This is a genomic window from Streptomyces sp. T12 (genome assembly GCF_028736035.1).
Taxonomy (GTDB): Bacteria; Actinomycetota; Actinomycetes; order Streptomycetales; family Streptomycetaceae; genus Streptomyces.
Map to the genome: position 1 here is coordinate 10,784,420 of NZ_CP117866.1, position 14,409 is coordinate 10,798,828.

Consider the following 14,409-nt stretch of genomic DNA (forward strand, 5'->3'; position numbering starts at 1 on the left):
TTCAGCGGACGAGCCGGTAGCCGGTCACCAGCTCCGCCCGGATGAGGACGACGTGCTCCATCTCCGTGTTGATCCATGTCGTGAGCTCGGCGTGGTAGCGGGAGAGTTCCTGCGGGTCCGTCACGCGGCTGGCGGTGCCGGTGACCATCACGCTCCAGCCGGTGTGGGTGTCCTCGTCGATACGGTCGGCCTCGTACACCACCACCTCCGACGCCGTCGCGGTGGCCAGCAGTGCGGCCCCCGCATGGGTGCGGATGACGATGTCGCCATCGTCGGTGATGAGATGGTTGACCGGCCGGATCACGGGGAGCGCCTGATGGCTGAAGCCCACCCGTCCCATGGACACACCGGCCAGCAGCTTGAGCGACTCTTCCCGGCCCAACTCGACCATGCGAGCGCCCGGAGCAGAAGCAGCGGATGGGGAAGGCCGAGCCGTCATGACGGCTCCTTGCAGGCGGCCTCGTGCCCGGCGCCACGCGGCCAGAGCACCTCGACATCGACGCCGTGACTGCGTGCGTAGGCCACCAGGTGGGCGGTCGCGTCCTTCCCGGTGGACGGCGAGCCGTCCCACACCGCCAGCACTCGGGCGCAGGCGCGCAGCAGGCCCTCGTCGGCACCCACGCACGAGCCGCGATCACCCGGGTCGTACTCCACCAGCCGCACCTGCTCCGACAGCAACAGCAACTCCCCGGCCGCCAATCGGTCGGGCTCCGCGAGCTGCGCGGGGACACCGTTGCGGGCCGGTAGCACCGTCACCACGGCGAGTCCCGCCGCGCGGGCGGCCCGCCCGAACACCACCGGCAGCCCCCTGCCCGCGCGGACCAGCCCGGCCTTGCCCGCCCGCGCGAACTCGGCCAGCCGGGCACGCAGCTCCTCCTCCAGCAGCGCGAGCGTGGGCGCAGTGAGATCGGCATGCCCCACAACAGCGATCACTCCGGCCGTCCTTTCTTCCCCTGCACATGCCAACGGCCGCACGTGCCTAATTGAGCAAGCCTTCAATGGCCAGCCGAGACAGCCCTCCGCCACCCCTTGGACGTGCGTGCGGGAGAATGGAGGCCGCCGAGGGGCCGAACTTGATCATCTCCAGGTGCCAGGACGGCGCACCAGGGCCAACCGGGGGCCGACATCAGGGCCAACAGGCCCTTGCGGGCGGACGACCGACGCCGCTCGGCTACCGCCCGCCTCCTCGCGCCTGCGCTACTTGTTCGCGTGCCCGGCGAGGTAGAACAGCAGCATCACCCACCCGGCGATGATGTGGGTGCCGAAGATGTAGAAGAAGGCGCGCAAGGCGACGCCGCGCTCCTTCCGGTTCTCCGCGTCGCGTTCCTTCTTGGGCTCGCTCACCGGGTCAACTCCCTGCTTCATTCCGGGTGGTGTGCACTACATGACCTGCGAAGGGATCTGGAACCGGACGAGGACGACCTTGCCGTCATGGTCCAGGGCCGGCTCGGCACTGACGTCCCCGTCGTAGTCGGCGGCCAACTCGGTCACCATCCGCAGCCCGGCGCCCATGCCCTCGAGTGTGAGGTCCGGCAGGCGCGGCTCGGCGTCCGCGACACTGACGACCAGCTGGTCCGCGGCGACCGTTATCCCTACGTCCATCAAGGGCGAGCGCGCGGCGTGCCGCAGCGCGTTGGTGACCAGCTCGCTGACCACCAGCAGCACAGCGTCGGCGAACGTGGAGTCCGGCACGACGCCGATCTCACGGAACCGCCCGGCCACCGCCTCACGGGCGTGCGTCACCGCCTCCGGTCCGACCGGTATCGAGACGATGTGCCGCCGTACAGGCGGCGGCACATGCTCTATCCCCGCTGCGGGGCGGCCTCTGCGCCACGGCGGCCTGAACCGGTGTCTGTCCATCACCGTGCAGGCTCCGCTGTGGATCGCAGCTCCTCCAGCAGCTCGTGGCGGCCGGCCAGCAGCACGGACAGGATCCGGCGTGCCCCTGCCAGCAGCTCGGCTACGTCCCCGCCGGCCAGCTCGTACACCACCGTCGAGCGGGTGCGGGTGGCGGTGACGATTCCGGAGCGGCGCAGCACGGCCAGCTGCTGCGAGAGGTTCGACGGCTCGACCTCGATCGCCGCGAGCAGGTCGCGCACCGGTCTTGGCCCGTCCTGCAGTAGCTCCAGCACCCTTATCCGCACAGGATGGCCGAGCATCCGGAAGAACTCGGCCTTCGCCTCGTACAGCGGAATGGGCATCCCGATCACTCCCTTTCCGCTTCCTCGACGAGAACGTCGACCCCGTGCCGCCGTGCCACGCGCACCGCGTCATCCAGCTCGTCCTGGGCCACCGCTACGGCGTACGCGTCCTGGGCCTCCAGTGCCGCTTCGAGATCCGCCCGCGCATGACGCACTCGCTCGAGCAGCGCCTCGGCGAACACGGACCCGCTCATCCGGGCCTCCCCTCCGGAAGTCGCTGTCCACGGCAATTAGTGAATTGAAGAACTCTTCAAGTTTAGTCCACGGCATCAAGGCGATCGGAAGACGGTCATCAAGTTGTCTCCCGGGCGGCAGCGGGCAGTTCACTGAGGCCGTGCCCGTTGGCCGCCCGATCGGCCGCGCGTAGGCTTGGAGCCAAGTGGTTCCTGTTTCAACAGCACGCCGCGCCTGGAGGTCATCATGGACGTCCTGGTACTCATCGGCCGCATCCTCTTCGCGGTCCTCTTCCTCGCCTTGGCCGTCGGTCACCTCACCCAGACGAAGGCCATGGCCGGGTATGCCGCTTCCAAGGGGTACCTGCGGCCGTGCCGACCACCGTCGGCAGTGGCCTGCTGCTGCTCGCTGGCGGGCTGAGCATGCTGCTCGGTGTCTGGGCTGATCTGGGTGCGCTGCTGCTGGTCGTCTTCCTGGTGCCGATGACGCCGTCGCGCCTGTGCACGGCGCGGGCGGGTACACGGTGTTCTCTCAGTCGTACGGCCAGCCGCCGCGCCACTCGATCAGCTCGGGGTCCTCGATGGCCCGCTCCTCGACGGGCCGGCCCACGCGGTGCAGGAACTCGAGCACATGGGCTACCTGGCGGAGCGTTAGCCCTGCGGCCCTGTATATGCCCCGCGACCCCGAAATGTCCCAACCTCACCTGATTGCCTCGTTGTAGTGTCCCGGGGATCCCCAGACCGGGCTGCGGAGTAGCCGGAAATAGATTCGACAGCCCCTGCTGTTGAGCGTTGGCCACACTGGCTGGACGGGAGGGGCAGTGCTGGACCTGAAGCTCTACAACACGAAGGGCGGCGTGACGGAGGTCATGCCGCGCCTTGCTGATGCCGAGGCGGATGTGCAGAGCCTCGTCGAGGCCAACATGGAGACACTGCTCGGGGTCCGCTTCCTGGCGACCGAGTACAGCACCGGTCCGGTCCACGGCGGCCGGATCGACTCGCTGGGGATCGACGAGAACGGGGCACCGGTGGTCGTGGAGTAAAAGCGCGGCACCGACGCAGGCGTGATCCATCAGGGTCTCTTCTAGCTGAGCTGGCTGATGGACCATCGGAGCGAGTACCAGCACCTGGTCCGCGACCGGCTCGGGGTCACGGCCGCCGCCCAGGTGCTGTGGAGCGCGCCCAGGCTGATCTGCGTGGCCGGCGACTTCACCCGCTACGACGTGCATGCCGTACGCGAGCACCGGCGCAGCATCGACCTGGTCCGCTACCGCTTCTTCGGCACTGAGCACTTTGGCCTTGAGACCGTGGCCTCCGTCACCGGACATGTCGCTGCCCCCAGGACCGCCCGTCGACGGGCGTCCGCGGTGCCAAGCGTCCCAAGGAGAGACGGGCCCATGACGGAACTGGCCGCGGCGGTCGACGAGATCCTGCTCGGCCTCGGGGACGGCATCACCCGGGTCCCGCGCCAGACCTACTGTGCCTACCAGCGGCTGCGGAACTTCGCCTGCGTCTGTCCGCCGCAGAAGACCAAGCTGCTCGTCTACCTCAAGGCGGTTCCGAAGGGGGTCGGCCTTGTTCCCGGGTTCACCCGCGACGTGACGGGGCTCGGCCACCACGGCACGGGCGACCTTGAGGTGCAGCTTCGTACGGAGCGGGACCTGGAGCGCGCCCAGGACCTGTTCCGCCTCAGCTACGCCGCGGCGTAGCGGCTTCTCCTCCGGGTGGCTGGTCCGGTGGTGCGTGTGGTTGTGGGCTGTCGTCGTGGCGTTGCCTCTCGACGTGGCGATCAGGACATGGCGGTGGACTATCCATGATTCGGAGGCGTTGGTTGATCGGGTTCCGGGTTACCGGCGGTGCATGGTCTCCAGGGCTGCGGCCAGTACGTGGGGATCGTGGTGGCCCTTGTAGACCGCGGGCGGATGCTTGTCGAGCTTGAGGAGTCGGGCCACGGCTGTCCAGGCGGTGCGTACGGAGTACTCGACGGTGAAGACGACGTCGTCGGGTACCTCGGCGAACTGTCCGATGAAAGCGAGGTTCACCGACCCCTCGGGTACGACCTTGGGCCGGTCGTCGCGGCGGCGGGCCAGGAACTGGCTGGTGATGTACGGCATCAGGCAGGGCACTACGGTGGAGTTCTGAAGGATTCGGGCCGCCGTCGGCTCGTCGAAGTGCAGGTGGTGCAGAACCTCTTCGAGGATCTCGCGGCCGGAGCACATTGTCATCGGCTTGGGTGTGCGGTTGCCCTCACGGCCGGGGAACAGGGCGTAGCCCCACCAGACGGAGACGCCCTCGGGCTGGTCGCGGTAGACGGGCTGGCGGTTGGCGACGATGGTGAGCAGCCAGTTGGAGTCGGTGAACGTCATCAGCCCGCCCTTGCCGGTCTCGCGGCCGCTGAACTCCTCCAGCGCCTTGAGGAACGCAGGATCCTTAGTGGTGACGGTGAACGACTCCCAGCGGGACTCCTTGACGTGCTTGTCGAAGGCGTCCGGGTTGCCGAAGTCGTCGCGTCCCCTGGCCAGTCGGTGCCAGAGCAGCCAGGCGTCCGAGCGGTGGGGCGCCGGCGGGGGCGCGGCGGTGTGCGAGCCGAGGCTGGAGGCGTCGGTCATGGAGCCGTTGGTGACCAGGACCAGGTCTTCAGGAGCCACCTCGATCTGCTCGTCACGGCCGCTGCGGGACAGGTAGATGCGCTCAACCCTTGTACTCCTGCGGCCCGGTGCGAGCCCGAGGTCGGTGACGTGGCATCCGGTGTGGAGGGTGACGCCGCGTTCGCGCAGCCAGGCGGTCAGGGGGCGCACGATGCAGTCGTACTGGTTGTAGCGGGTCCGGTGGATGCCCGACATGGAGGCGAACTCGGGGAAGAGGTGGATGAAGCGCGTCAGGTAGCGGCGGAACTCGATGGCGCTGTGCCAGGGCTGGAAAGCGAACGTGGTGCACCACATGAACCAGAAGTTCGTGGTGAAGAAGTGCTCGCCGAAGCAGTCGGTGATCCGCTTGCCGTCCAGGTGGCCCTCGGGCGTCGCCAGACAGCGGACCAGTTCCAGCCGGTCGCGCTCGGAGAAGCCCATCGAGCGGACGTCTACGACCTTTCCGTCGCCGTCGATGAGGCGTGCGATGTCGTCCCAAGCGAAGTCCTCGTGTCCGGCCAGGATTTCCTGCGTCACCGACACCGAGGGGTCATCGAGCGTGGGAATGTCAGACAGCAGGTCGTAGGTGCAGCGGAACTGGGCCTCGAACATCCGCCCGCCGCGCATGGTGTAGCCGACGTCGGCCGTGCCGCCCGCGTCGAGGCTGCCGCCGATGTTGCGCTGCTCCTCGAAGAGGTGGATGTCCGCTCCGTCGAATCCGCCGTCGCGGATCAGGAAGGTGGCTGCGGCGAGCGCCGCGATCCCGCTGCCCACCAGATACGCCTTCGCCATCACACAACTCCTCGTTCTCACCGGTCGATCGGGAACCGCACAGCATCAGCGTTTCCTGCGCCTGCGAGCGCTGTCAGCGGGCCGTTGGTCACTCGTCTGGTCCGAACGGCCCGGGAGGTGGGCTCCCAGGTACAGGCTGAGGGGACGCACAGAGGCCCGGTCGGCGGACCGTCACCGACCGGGCCTGTACTCACCGCGGACTCACGCCGGGTGAGAGTCCGCCGCGCTGCCGCTGCCTTCGGCAGGACGTGGGGTACCGGAGCCACCGCGCCACGGCGGAGCCGGCGCCCGATGGTCGTTGTGTGCGGTGCGGGCGGCCTTGTCGGTCTGGCGGCGCAGCCGGTCCTGTAGTTGGTCGACGACCTCCCGGCCGGTGGCCTCCTCGGCGAGGACGACCACCTGGCGCCTGCCGACGCGCAGTTCCGCCGTGGCCAACCAGGGGTGGTCCGCGTGGCGGGTGGCCGCCCGCACGATCCGCACCTCGCCGGTGACGGCTGGCAGCCCTGGCCGGGTGACGACGGCGTCGATCTTCGTACGAGCGTAGTCGAGCGTGTCCTTGTCCACCGGGCCGTCGGAGCGCAGCCGCACTGTGGGCGCGGCCTGGGCCTTGTCGCTGGTCATGGTGATTCCCTTTCTGGAGGTGGCAAGCTCGTTCAGGCCGCCGGGCCGGGCAGCCAAAGGTCGGGGCCGAAGACCTCGTAGCGGATGTGCTGTGCCGGAACCCCGGCGCCCAGCAGCTGAGCGCGGACATCGCGCATGAACGGCAGCGGGCCGCACAGGAACACCGTGGCGTTCTCGGGCAGTTCGATCCCGTCGAGGTTCATCAGACCCTCTCGGGCGTCGGGTTCCTCCGGACCGGGGCGCTCGTACCAGAAAACCGCGCGGGCGCCCGGCAGTTGCCCGACCAACTCGCCCGTCTCGGTGCGCAGGGCGTGGTCGGCGGGGGAGCGGTCGGCGTGCAGGACCAGCACCGGGCGGGTCGAACCGTGGGCCGTGAGATGGGCCAAGATGCTGGTCATCGGGGTGCCGCCGATGCCCGCGGAGACCAGTACGACCGGAGTGGTGGCGTCGGCGGGGTCGTCAAGGAAGACGTCGCCGAAGGGAGCGGAGAGCGTCAGTCCGTCGCCCTCCTGGACCTGGTCGTGCAGCAGGCCGGAGACCTCGCCGCCCGGCGCGTCGGCCGTGCCGGCAACCCGCTTGACGGTGATGCGCCGCAGCTCCCCGCCCGGGTCGGAGGACAGGCTGTACTGGCGCAACTGGTGGACCCCGTCGGCCATCAGGACCCGTACGCTCACGTACTGGCCTGCCCGTGCCCGCGGAGACGGTTCGCCGTCGGCTGGGCGGAGGACGAAGGACACCACGTCCGGCGTCTCGGTGCGGCGCTCGACGACCGTCCACGGTCGCCACACCTTGCCGGGCTCCACGCCCGCGTCCTGGTACAGGCGGGCCTCACGGCCGATGAGGGCGCCGGCCATCAGCCAGTACACCTCGTCCCAGGCGGTAGCCACCTCCGGGGTGACGGCGTCGCCGAGGACGTCGGCTATCGCGCCGAACAGGTACTTGTGAACGATCGTGTACTGGTCGTCGGTGACCCCGACCGCGGCGTGCTTGTGCGCGATCCGGTCCAGCAGCGTGTCCGGGCGGCTGTCGGGATCGTCGAGCAGCGCGGTCGCGAACCCGGCGATCGAGCCGGCCAGCGCGCGGCGCTGGGCTCCGCTGGCCTGGTTGCCGCGGTTGAACATCCCGTCGAGGAGTTCCGGTCGGTCGCGGAACATCGCGCCGTAGAAGCGTGTCGTGATCTCGTCGAGCGCTCCGGCCACGGCGGGCAGGGTGGCACGTACCACGGCGGCGGATTCTGCGGACAGCATGAAGCCTCCCGGGCAGGGGATGAGGTGGGAAGGACTGCCGCATCGCATCGGGCGGCATCTTCTGTGTATCAGGCACCTGGCCGCGTTTCGGCGCTGTTTCACGGCGCTGGGCGAAGAGGGGCCGAAGGGCCCCATTGATTCAGGCGCATCGGCCCCACAACCCACTTTGCCGTAGGGCCGCACGGCGCAGGGACGACTTCCCGTCGGCCCTGTCCGCCGCAACCGTCCTGGGCCAACGACGACAGCGACCACCTCGCCAGGCGTCCCGAAAACATTGCGGTGCGGAGGGCGGATCCCCGGGCGGACTACTGATCGCGGTGCCACTTCCTGTATGCGGCCACGGCCGTCGGCAGGGTCGGAAAGATCCGCTCGCTGCTGATGGTGTCCACCAAGCCGTACGCCCTCAGGTCATCCAGCAGGTCCTGCTTGACGCGGGCGAGGGCGAAGACGATGCCGCGGTGGGCGAGTTCCCGGCGGAGTTCGTCGACCGCGTCCAAGGCGGTGATGTCGACCTCCACGTTGGCCTCGGTGTTGAGGACGAACCAGCGGACCGGTTCGGTCTGTTCGTCGACGGCGGCCAGGGCCCGGCGGCGGAAGTCCTCGGCGTTGGCGAAGAACAGCGGGGAGTCGTAGCGGTAGACGAGCAGGCCGGGGATGGTGCGGGCCTGCGGGTAGTCGTCGACGTCGTGCATGCCGGCCACCCCGGGCACCAGGCCCTCGATGGCGTCGTGCGGGCGGGCCACCCGAGTGAGCAGTTCGGCCACGGACAGACCGACGGCGACCAGCACGCCGTACAGGATGTCCAGGGCGAGAACTCCGGCCAGGCAGCCGAGCGCCAGTAGGAGTTCCCGGCGGCGGAAGGACGCCAGCCGGCGGAAGCCTGTCAGGTCGATCATGCGGACGGCCGCGTAGACGACAAGCGCGCCGAGGACTGCCGTGGGTGTGCGAGAGAGCAGGGGGCTCAGGAAGAGCAGGACCGACAGGACGGCCGCGCCGGCCACCAGCGAGTACGCCTGGCTGTGCCCGCCGGCTGAGGAGGCCAGCGCGGTGCGGCTGGCGCTGCTGCTGATCGGGAAGCCGTGCAGTGTGCCCGCGCCGAGGTTGGCGGCGCCCAGCGCGAGGAACTCCTGGTTGGGGTCGAGTCCGGAGTCCCCGTCGTCGCGCTTGGTGAAGGCCCGCGCGGTGAGGATGAAGTCCGTGTAGGCGACCAGGAGGACGCCCAGGGCGGGGAGCACCAGGTGCGGCAGTTCGGCCAGGTCCGGCAGAGCCACGGTGGGCAGGCCCGACGGGACGTCACCGATCACCTTGATGCCGTATTGGTCGTGGAGGTCGAAGACGGACACGGCTGCCGTGCCGAACACCACGGCGAGCAGGGGACCGGGGACGGTGCGGAAGAAGTGGGCCACTGTGAAGAGGACCACGAGCGCCGCGACGGCGAACAACGCCGTGGCCAGGTGGAGCCGCGACAAGTGCCCTACGAAGGACCACAGTTGGGGGAAGAAGGCCGAGCCTGTCGTCCGGACACCGGTCAGTTTGGGAAGCTGGTCCACGATCATGATCAGTGCCACGCCCGCCAGATACCCGATCAGCACCGGCCGGGACAGCAGGTCAGCGATGAAGCCGAGCCGTGTCGCCCATGCCAGCACGCACAACAAGCCGACCGCGACCGCGAGGGTGGCTGCCAGTGTTGCGTACTGGGCTGGATCTCCGGCGGCGAGCGGCCCGACCACCGTCGCCGTCATCAGCGCGGTCGTCGACTCCGGGCCGACGGAGAGCAGGCGGGAGGAACCCAGCAGGGCGTACAGGGCAACCGCCGGCAGGATCGCCCACAGCCCGGCGACCGGTGGCAGACCGGCCACGCCCGCGTACGCCATCACCTGGGGCACGAGATACGCGGCCACCGTCACCCCGGCCAGGACGTCGCCCCGCAGCCACGAGCGCCGATAGCCGAACAGCACACCGAGCCCCGGCACCAGGCGGCGCCACCTTGGAGCACGGCCGACCGAGGTCTGGGACATGATCCTCCTTGAGCCGAAGGACCTCATGATCCTCCGGGACCCTGGTTGGCCGCGAGATGCCGAACGGCCTGCGGGTGCCGCTGCTCCGGGAGACCGGATCCTTGCTTCAGTAGGTGTTCTCGGACGAGGTTCGGCTCCGAGCGCACGACTCTCGGCGGATCGGGTTGGTGACCTTCGGTCCGCTCGACACGGGCCTCGCTCTGGTCGCGTGTACCGCTGTGTCACGGCCGGCGTCGCGGGCCCTGCGATGGCGGGGACACCTCGGCCGATGGGGCCTATCGGTCCCAGACCGGGGACCTGCGGTCTCTGCACCGCGTCTCTCCTCGTCGCCACCCTGGAGTCAGAACCCCGACCAGGAGGTGGACAACATGTCCCGCAACGTCACCGTGGGCCTCGACGGCTCGCCCGAGAGCCGTGCCGCCGGCGAGTGGGCGGCCCGCGAGGCGAAGCTGCGCGGGCTGCCGCTGCGGCTGGTGCACGTCTGGGAACCCGTCCCGGAGCCCATGGCGCAGGCCCCGCTCCTGGGCGCCGAGACGCAAGCGCACTGGAGCGAGCGGATTCCGCGCGAGACTGCCGAGGGCCTCCGCCTGCGCCACCCCGGCGTGCATGTGGAGATGGAGCAGATTTCCGGCAGGCCGATGGATGCGTTGGCCGAGGCGGCGAAGGACGCCGAGCTGCTGGTCCTCGGCTCGCGCGGGCTGAGCGGGATCGGGGGATTCCTCGTCGGGTCCGTCGGCATGGCAGTGATCGCGCACACGGAGACCCCTGTCGTTCTGGTGCGGGCCGGGGAGCAGGCCGCCGACGAGCACGAGGCGGATCCGGCGGGCATCCCGTCCGCCGCCACCGCGTACCGGCCCGTGGTCCTCGGCGTCGATACCGGCCACCCCGACGACGCGGTGATCGCTTTCGCCTTCGAGGAGGCCGCCCGCCGCAACACCGCGCTGAGGGTCGTGCACGGCTGGAACCTTCCGCCTTACTTCGCCTACGGCCTCCCCGCCGACCCCGAGCTCAACGCCGAACTGGGCCGGCAGGAGGCTGCCGCGCTGGCTGGGGTGCTGCACCCCTGGCGGCAGAAGTACCCGGAGATCGAGATCGTCGAGGTGTCCCGTTCCGGCAGCCCCGCCAACCACGTCATCGACGCCTCCCGCGAGGCCTCGCTGGTCGTCGTCGGTCGCCGGACGCGCCGCAGCCCGGTCGGTGCCCACATCGGACCCGTCACACACGCGGTACTGCACCACTCCACCGCCCCCGTGGCCGTCGTCGCGCACGACTGAACGCATTCTCTGGAGGAGTGGAGATCATGAACGCAGAGGTGGAACGAGCCCTCGGCGAGCCCTTGGTCGTGGGCGTGGACGGTTCCGAGCCGAGCCTGCGCGCCGTCGACTGGGCGGCCGACGAGGCCGTGCTGCGCGGGGTGCCGTTACGGGTGGTGTATGCCTGCCTGTGGGAGCGGTACGAGGGAGCTGCGCTCGCCCGGGATATCGGCAAGTCGACCGCGCTGCCGTTGGCCCAGGACGTCGCCGGCGCCGCTGCTCAGCGGGCGGGTGCCCGGCACCCCGACCTGAAGGTGACCGCCGACGTGGTGTTCGAGGAGCCGGAGTACGCCCTGGTGCGCGAGGGGCGGAACGCCTCCGCGCTGGTCGTGGGCACGCGCGGCCGCAGCGGCATCGCCGAGATGCTGCTCGGCTCCGTCAGTCTGGCCGTCGCCGCCCATGCCGACTGCCCGGTGATCGTGCTGCGCGGCAGCCACGACAACCAGGCGACGCCCCCGGTGCGCGGCCGCGTCGTCGTGGGTGTCGGCGAGGACGTGAAGGAGTCGGCGGCCGTGCGGTTCGCCGCCGCAGAGGCACGGCGCCGCGGCGTGCCTCTGGAGGCCGTACGGGCCTGGCGGTGCCCGGCACACGAGACCACCGACCATCCGCTGCTGGCCGGTGAGTCCGCCCGTCTGCACGAGGAGCGGGCGGTCGAGGAACTGGAGGCGGCGTTGCAGGACGTCCCGGCGGACATCGATGTGCGCCGGCGCACCGTCGAGGGCCATGCCCGCCGGGTGCTCGTGGACGCCTCGCACGAGGCCGACCTGCTGGTCGTCGGCGCCCGGCGCCGCGAGGGGCACTTCGGGCTCCAGCTCGGCCGGGTCGCCCACGCGGTACTGCACCACTCCGCCTGCCCGGTCGCCGTCGTACCGCACCGGGTGCACGACGCCTGACCGGCGCCTCAGAGACTCGCCGCGTGATCGGGGACGTAGGTCTGCAGATCGCGCGGCGGGCGCTGGTAGCCGGTCGACGGCGGCCGCTCCGGCAGTTCCAGCACCGGCGGCGCCACCTCCTGGTAGGGGACGAAGTCCAGGTGGGCGATCATGTTCAGCCGCGCCCGGCGCTTGTCGTCGCTCTCGACGACGAACCAGGGCGCCTCCGGGATGTCGGTGTGCACCATCATCTCGTCCTTGGCCCGGGAGTACGCCTCCCAGCGGGTGATCGACTCCATGTCCATCAGGGACAGCTTCCAGCGCCGCGTCGGATCCTCCAGCCGGCGCCGGAAGCGCTCCTGCTGCTCCGTGTCGCTCACCGAGAACCAGTACTTGCGCAGCAGGATCCCGTCCTCCAACAGCAACCGCTCGAAGATCGGGCACTGGCGCAGGAAGAGCTGGTACTCCTCCTTAGACGTCGTCTCAGTTGGTGCATCGGCGGTAGCAGATGAGGCTGCTGGCGATGCCGACGAAGGCGAGGAAGTGCTCTGCCTTGCGCTCGTAGCGGCGGTGCAGGCGGCGGCATCCGTTGAGCCAGGACATGGTCCTTTCCACGACCCAGCGATGGCGGCCCAGGCGGTTGGGAGGTTCGATGCCGCGGCGGGCGATACAGGGCGCGATCTGGCGGCGGCGCAGCCAGTCGCGCAGATGGTCGAAGTCGTAGCCTTTGTCCGGGTGCAGCTTGGCCGGGCGGCGGCGTCTTGGCCCGTAGCGGGAGCGGATTGGCGGGATGCCGCGCATCAGCGGGATCAGGGCCTGGCTGTCGTGCAGGTCGGCACCGGAGATGCCCACCGAGATCGGCAGGCCGTTGCGGTCACAGATGACGTGGATCTTCGACCCGAGCTGGCCGCGATCGGTCGGATTCGGTCCGGTCAAAGGCCCCCTTAGACTGCCCGGACACTGGCCGAGTCGATTGCGCACCGGGACCAGTCCAGCTCGCCGTTCGTGCCGAGCCGATCCAGCACCACGCGGTGCGATTTTTGCCCACACCCGGGCCTTGGACCAGCCAGTAAAGCGCCGGTGGACCGTTTGCCAGGAGGCGCCGAAGACCGGCGGTAGCTGCCGCCAGGTGCAGCCCGACGTGGCGACGAAGATGATCGCTGCAAGAACCGCGCGGTCGTCACACCGCCGCCGGCCGCCGCCCTGGGCACGCACGGGCGGCTCTGGCGCCACGTCTTGGAAGATCTCCCAGAGTCCGTCCGGTACCAGCTGCTCAACTGTGCCCATGCCAGAGCAACGAGTCTTGGCCTCCCAAGGCACAGTTTTACCCGGGTGCCTACCACCCGCCCGATCTTCTACCCTGAGCCGGGGCGGCTGAGCAGGGGGATTAGCGATGAGCATGTACTTCGACATCGGTGACAAGACGCTGTGGAACCCGTCGAACGGTGCCGGCCGCCTCTTCCTGCGGCAGGTCGAGGTCTTTGAGGCGGAGCTCAAGCTGCCCTCGGGAATCGGCCAGGGAAAATATGGGGGCGACCCGGACACACTCGAGGTCGATCCAGCCGTATACGCGGAGTTCGCACGCGGCCTGGTCGCGTGGCACTGCCGGACGGGGCACTCCGTGATCCTCGCGCTCTCCGAGGGGTTCGTGGCGATGGCGGTCGCGCTCGCGCGGCGCGCGGGAATCGAGGTGGAGATACCCGAACCGGGGCCCGGCCACATGTGTGGTGGCGTCCAGCATGATGTGCAGGTCCCCGGCAGTCCCCGGACCGCGTCAGCCGCCGTCGTCACCGCGCTGGACACGCGGGCGCGGGAGATGGACCGCTGGATGGCCCGCTGAGCCGGTGAGCCCAAGGCCGCTCCTAGCCGACCCAACACCCTGGGCCGGCTTGCCGTTTCTGCCCATTGCCCGCCCCCAACTGAGACGTCCTCTTAGTGCAGAAGCCCATCACGTGCTCGACTCCGGCACGGTTGTACCAGGACCGGTCGAACAACACGATCTCCCCGGCGGCCGGCAGATGCTCAACGTACCGCTGGAAGTACCACTGGGTGCGCTCGCGTTCGGTCGGCTTGGGCAGCGCCGCGATCCGGGCGACACGCGCGTTGAGGTGTTCTGCGACCCGCTTGATGGTGCCGCCCTTGCCCGCCGCGTCCCGCCTCTCGAAGACCACGACGAGCCGGGCGCCCTCAGCGCGCACCCACTCCTGCAGTTTCACCAGCTCCGTCTGCAGGCGGAGCAGTTCCCGTTCGTATGCCGCGCGAGGCACCTTCGCCACCTTCTTGTCGGCCATGCCGTCTCCATCGCCCGATGGCCTACGTCGATGACTTCAACGTAGTCACTGGTGCCCAGGTCGAAGACCGGGACAGCACCGCACTGACCGGCAAGGGGCGGCGCACCCTGAACGTGCACCGTGAGGCACGCCTCCCGCGTCCGCGCCGGGGACGACTGGCGAAAACTTGGGCCTACCGGCCCTCGCATCGCCCCCGGACAGCCCATGGGACCACCCCCCGATCCGCCGGATGCTCGAAATGACAAGAGGCTTGG

At 69.6% G+C, this 14,409-nt stretch carries 16 protein-coding genes and 3 pseudogenes; 6 read left to right on the top strand and 13 right to left on the bottom strand.

The features are described 5' to 3' along the window. Position 1 precedes the first annotated feature (1 nt). The 6 genes from PBV52_RS48280 to PBV52_RS48305 form a co-directional block, all read right to left on the bottom strand. Positions 2 to 439, bottom strand: coding sequence for a pyridoxamine 5'-phosphate oxidase family protein (locus PBV52_RS48280; protein ID WP_274248368.1), 438 nt, complete (start codon positions 437 to 439; stop codon positions 2 to 4). Beyond that, complete coding sequence (locus tag PBV52_RS48285; RefSeq protein WP_274248369.1) at positions 436 to 933, bottom strand: hypothetical protein; 498 nt, start codon at positions 931 to 933, stop codon at positions 436 to 438. Before PBV52_RS48285 ends, PBV52_RS48280 begins: the two co-directional genes overlap by 4 nt. Before the next feature lie 264 nt (positions 934 to 1,197). Continuing rightward, positions 1,198 to 1,344, bottom strand: a complete 147-nt coding sequence (locus PBV52_RS48290) for a DUF6126 family protein (protein WP_373921989.1) — start codon at positions 1,342 to 1,344, stop codon at positions 1,198 to 1,200. A gap of 36 nt (positions 1,345 to 1,380) precedes the next feature. After that, on the bottom strand, positions 1,381 to 1,797 hold the full coding sequence (locus tag PBV52_RS48295) for an ATP-binding protein (protein ID WP_274248372.1): 417 nt from the start codon (positions 1,795 to 1,797) through the stop codon (positions 1,381 to 1,383). A gap of 62 nt (positions 1,798 to 1,859) precedes the next feature. Beyond that, positions 1,860 to 2,201: a helix-turn-helix transcriptional regulator gene (locus tag PBV52_RS48300; RefSeq protein ID WP_274248373.1), complete on the bottom strand. Its 342-nt coding sequence runs from the start codon at positions 2,199 to 2,201 to the stop codon at positions 1,860 to 1,862. 5 nt (positions 2,202 to 2,206) lie between these two features. Continuing rightward, positions 2,207 to 2,395 (bottom strand): hypothetical protein, encoded by a 189-nt coding sequence (locus PBV52_RS48305; RefSeq protein WP_274248375.1) that lies wholly within the window; start codon positions 2,393 to 2,395, stop codon positions 2,207 to 2,209. A 226-nt stretch (positions 2,396 to 2,621) separates the two neighbouring features. Here PBV52_RS48305 and PBV52_RS48310 point away from each other — a divergent pair. The 3 genes and pseudogenes from PBV52_RS48310 to PBV52_RS48315 form a co-directional block, all read left to right on the top strand. Further along, positions 2,622 to 2,857: pseudogene (locus tag PBV52_RS48310) on the top strand (DoxX family membrane protein); the annotation flags it as partial. 338 nt (positions 2,858 to 3,195) lie between these two features. Further along, complete coding sequence (locus tag PBV52_RS51970) at positions 3,196 to 3,417, top strand: hypothetical protein (RefSeq protein ID WP_373921990.1); 222 nt, start codon at positions 3,196 to 3,198, stop codon at positions 3,415 to 3,417. Between the two features lie 57 nt (positions 3,418 to 3,474). Then, on the top strand, positions 3,475 to 4,083 hold the full coding sequence (locus PBV52_RS48315; protein WP_373921991.1) for a DUF5655 domain-containing protein: 609 nt from the start codon (positions 3,475 to 3,477) through the stop codon (positions 4,081 to 4,083). A gap of 138 nt (positions 4,084 to 4,221) precedes the next feature. On the opposite strand, the gene PBV52_RS48320 is transcribed toward PBV52_RS48315, so the two are convergent. The 4 genes from PBV52_RS48320 to PBV52_RS48335 form a co-directional block, all read right to left on the bottom strand. Further along, on the bottom strand, positions 4,222 to 5,814 hold the full coding sequence (locus tag PBV52_RS48320) for an oleate hydratase (protein ID WP_274248376.1): 1,593 nt from the start codon (positions 5,812 to 5,814) through the stop codon (positions 4,222 to 4,224). A gap of 180 nt (positions 5,815 to 5,994) precedes the next feature. After that, positions 5,995 to 6,414 (bottom strand): hypothetical protein, encoded by a 420-nt coding sequence (locus PBV52_RS48325; protein ID WP_274248378.1) that lies wholly within the window; start codon positions 6,412 to 6,414, stop codon positions 5,995 to 5,997. A gap of 32 nt (positions 6,415 to 6,446) precedes the next feature. After that, entirely contained in the window at positions 6,447 to 7,661 is a 1,215-nt protein-coding gene (locus PBV52_RS48330) for a globin domain-containing protein (protein ID WP_274248380.1), read from the bottom strand. A gap of 305 nt (positions 7,662 to 7,966) precedes the next feature. Further along, positions 7,967 to 9,679, bottom strand: a complete 1,713-nt coding sequence (locus PBV52_RS48335) for a SulP family inorganic anion transporter (RefSeq protein ID WP_274248382.1) — start codon at positions 9,677 to 9,679, stop codon at positions 7,967 to 7,969. Between the two features lie 368 nt (positions 9,680 to 10,047). Here PBV52_RS48335 and PBV52_RS48340 point away from each other — a divergent pair, with 368 nt between their 5' ends. Then, a complete protein-coding gene (locus PBV52_RS48340; protein WP_274248384.1) occupies positions 10,048 to 10,953 on the top strand; it encodes a universal stress protein in 906 nt (301 codons plus the stop codon). 26 nt (positions 10,954 to 10,979) lie between these two features. Then, positions 10,980 to 11,885, top strand: a complete 906-nt coding sequence (locus PBV52_RS48345; protein ID WP_274248386.1) for a universal stress protein — start codon at positions 10,980 to 10,982, stop codon at positions 11,883 to 11,885. 8 nt (positions 11,886 to 11,893) lie between these two features. On the opposite strand, the pseudogene PBV52_RS48350 reads toward PBV52_RS48345, so the two are convergent. Beyond that, positions 11,894 to 12,340: pseudogene (locus PBV52_RS48350) on the bottom strand (polyphosphate kinase 2); the annotation flags it as partial. Positions 12,341 to 12,347: 7 nt separating this feature from the next. Beyond that, on the bottom strand, positions 12,348 to 13,151 hold the full coding sequence (locus PBV52_RS48355; protein WP_274248389.1) for an IS5 family transposase: 804 nt from the start codon (positions 13,149 to 13,151) through the stop codon (positions 12,348 to 12,350). A gap of 106 nt (positions 13,152 to 13,257) precedes the next feature. Here PBV52_RS48355 and PBV52_RS48360 point away from each other — a divergent pair, with 106 nt between their 5' ends. Beyond that, positions 13,258 to 13,704 carry a DUF6086 family protein gene (locus PBV52_RS48360; protein WP_274248391.1) on the top strand — a complete coding sequence of 149 codons (447 nt, stop codon included), beginning with the start codon at positions 13,258 to 13,260 and terminating at the stop codon, positions 13,702 to 13,704. A 76-nt stretch (positions 13,705 to 13,780) separates the two neighbouring features. On the opposite strand, the pseudogene PBV52_RS48365 reads toward PBV52_RS48360, so the two are convergent. After that, positions 13,781 to 14,155 (bottom strand): annotated as a pseudogene (locus PBV52_RS48365) (polyphosphate kinase 2); the annotation flags it as partial. Positions 14,156 to 14,409: the final 254 nt, after the last annotated feature.

Coding starts and splice junctions, on each gene's coding strand:
- PBV52_RS48345 (WP_274248386.1), top strand. CDS start 10,980: ATGAACGCAGAGGTGGAACGAGCCCTCGGCGAGCCCTTGGTCGTGGGC.
- PBV52_RS48360 (WP_274248391.1), top strand. CDS start 13,258: ATGAGCATGTACTTCGACATCGGTGACAAGACGCTGTGGAACCCGTCG.
- PBV52_RS48340 (WP_274248384.1), top strand. CDS start 10,048: ATGTCCCGCAACGTCACCGTGGGCCTCGACGGCTCGCCCGAGAGCCGT.
- PBV52_RS48355 (WP_274248389.1), bottom strand. CDS start 13,151: ATGGGCACAGTTGAGCAGCTGGTACCGGACGGACTCTGGGAGATCTTC.
- PBV52_RS48305 (WP_274248375.1), bottom strand. CDS start 2,395: ATGAGCGGGTCCGTGTTCGCCGAGGCGCTGCTCGAGCGAGTGCGTCAT.
- PBV52_RS48315 (WP_373921991.1), top strand. CDS start 3,475: ATGGACCATCGGAGCGAGTACCAGCACCTGGTCCGCGACCGGCTCGGG.
- PBV52_RS48330 (WP_274248380.1), bottom strand. CDS start 7,661: ATGCTGTCCGCAGAATCCGCCGCCGTGGTACGTGCCACCCTGCCCGCC.
- PBV52_RS48300 (WP_274248373.1), bottom strand. CDS start 2,201: ATGCCCATTCCGCTGTACGAGGCGAAGGCCGAGTTCTTCCGGATGCTC.
- PBV52_RS48325 (WP_274248378.1), bottom strand. CDS start 6,414: ATGACCAGCGACAAGGCCCAGGCCGCGCCCACAGTGCGGCTGCGCTCC.
- PBV52_RS48335 (WP_274248382.1), bottom strand. CDS start 9,679: ATGTCCCAGACCTCGGTCGGCCGTGCTCCAAGGTGGCGCCGCCTGGTG.
- PBV52_RS48280 (WP_274248368.1), bottom strand. CDS start 439: ATGACGGCTCGGCCTTCCCCATCCGCTGCTTCTGCTCCGGGCGCTCGC.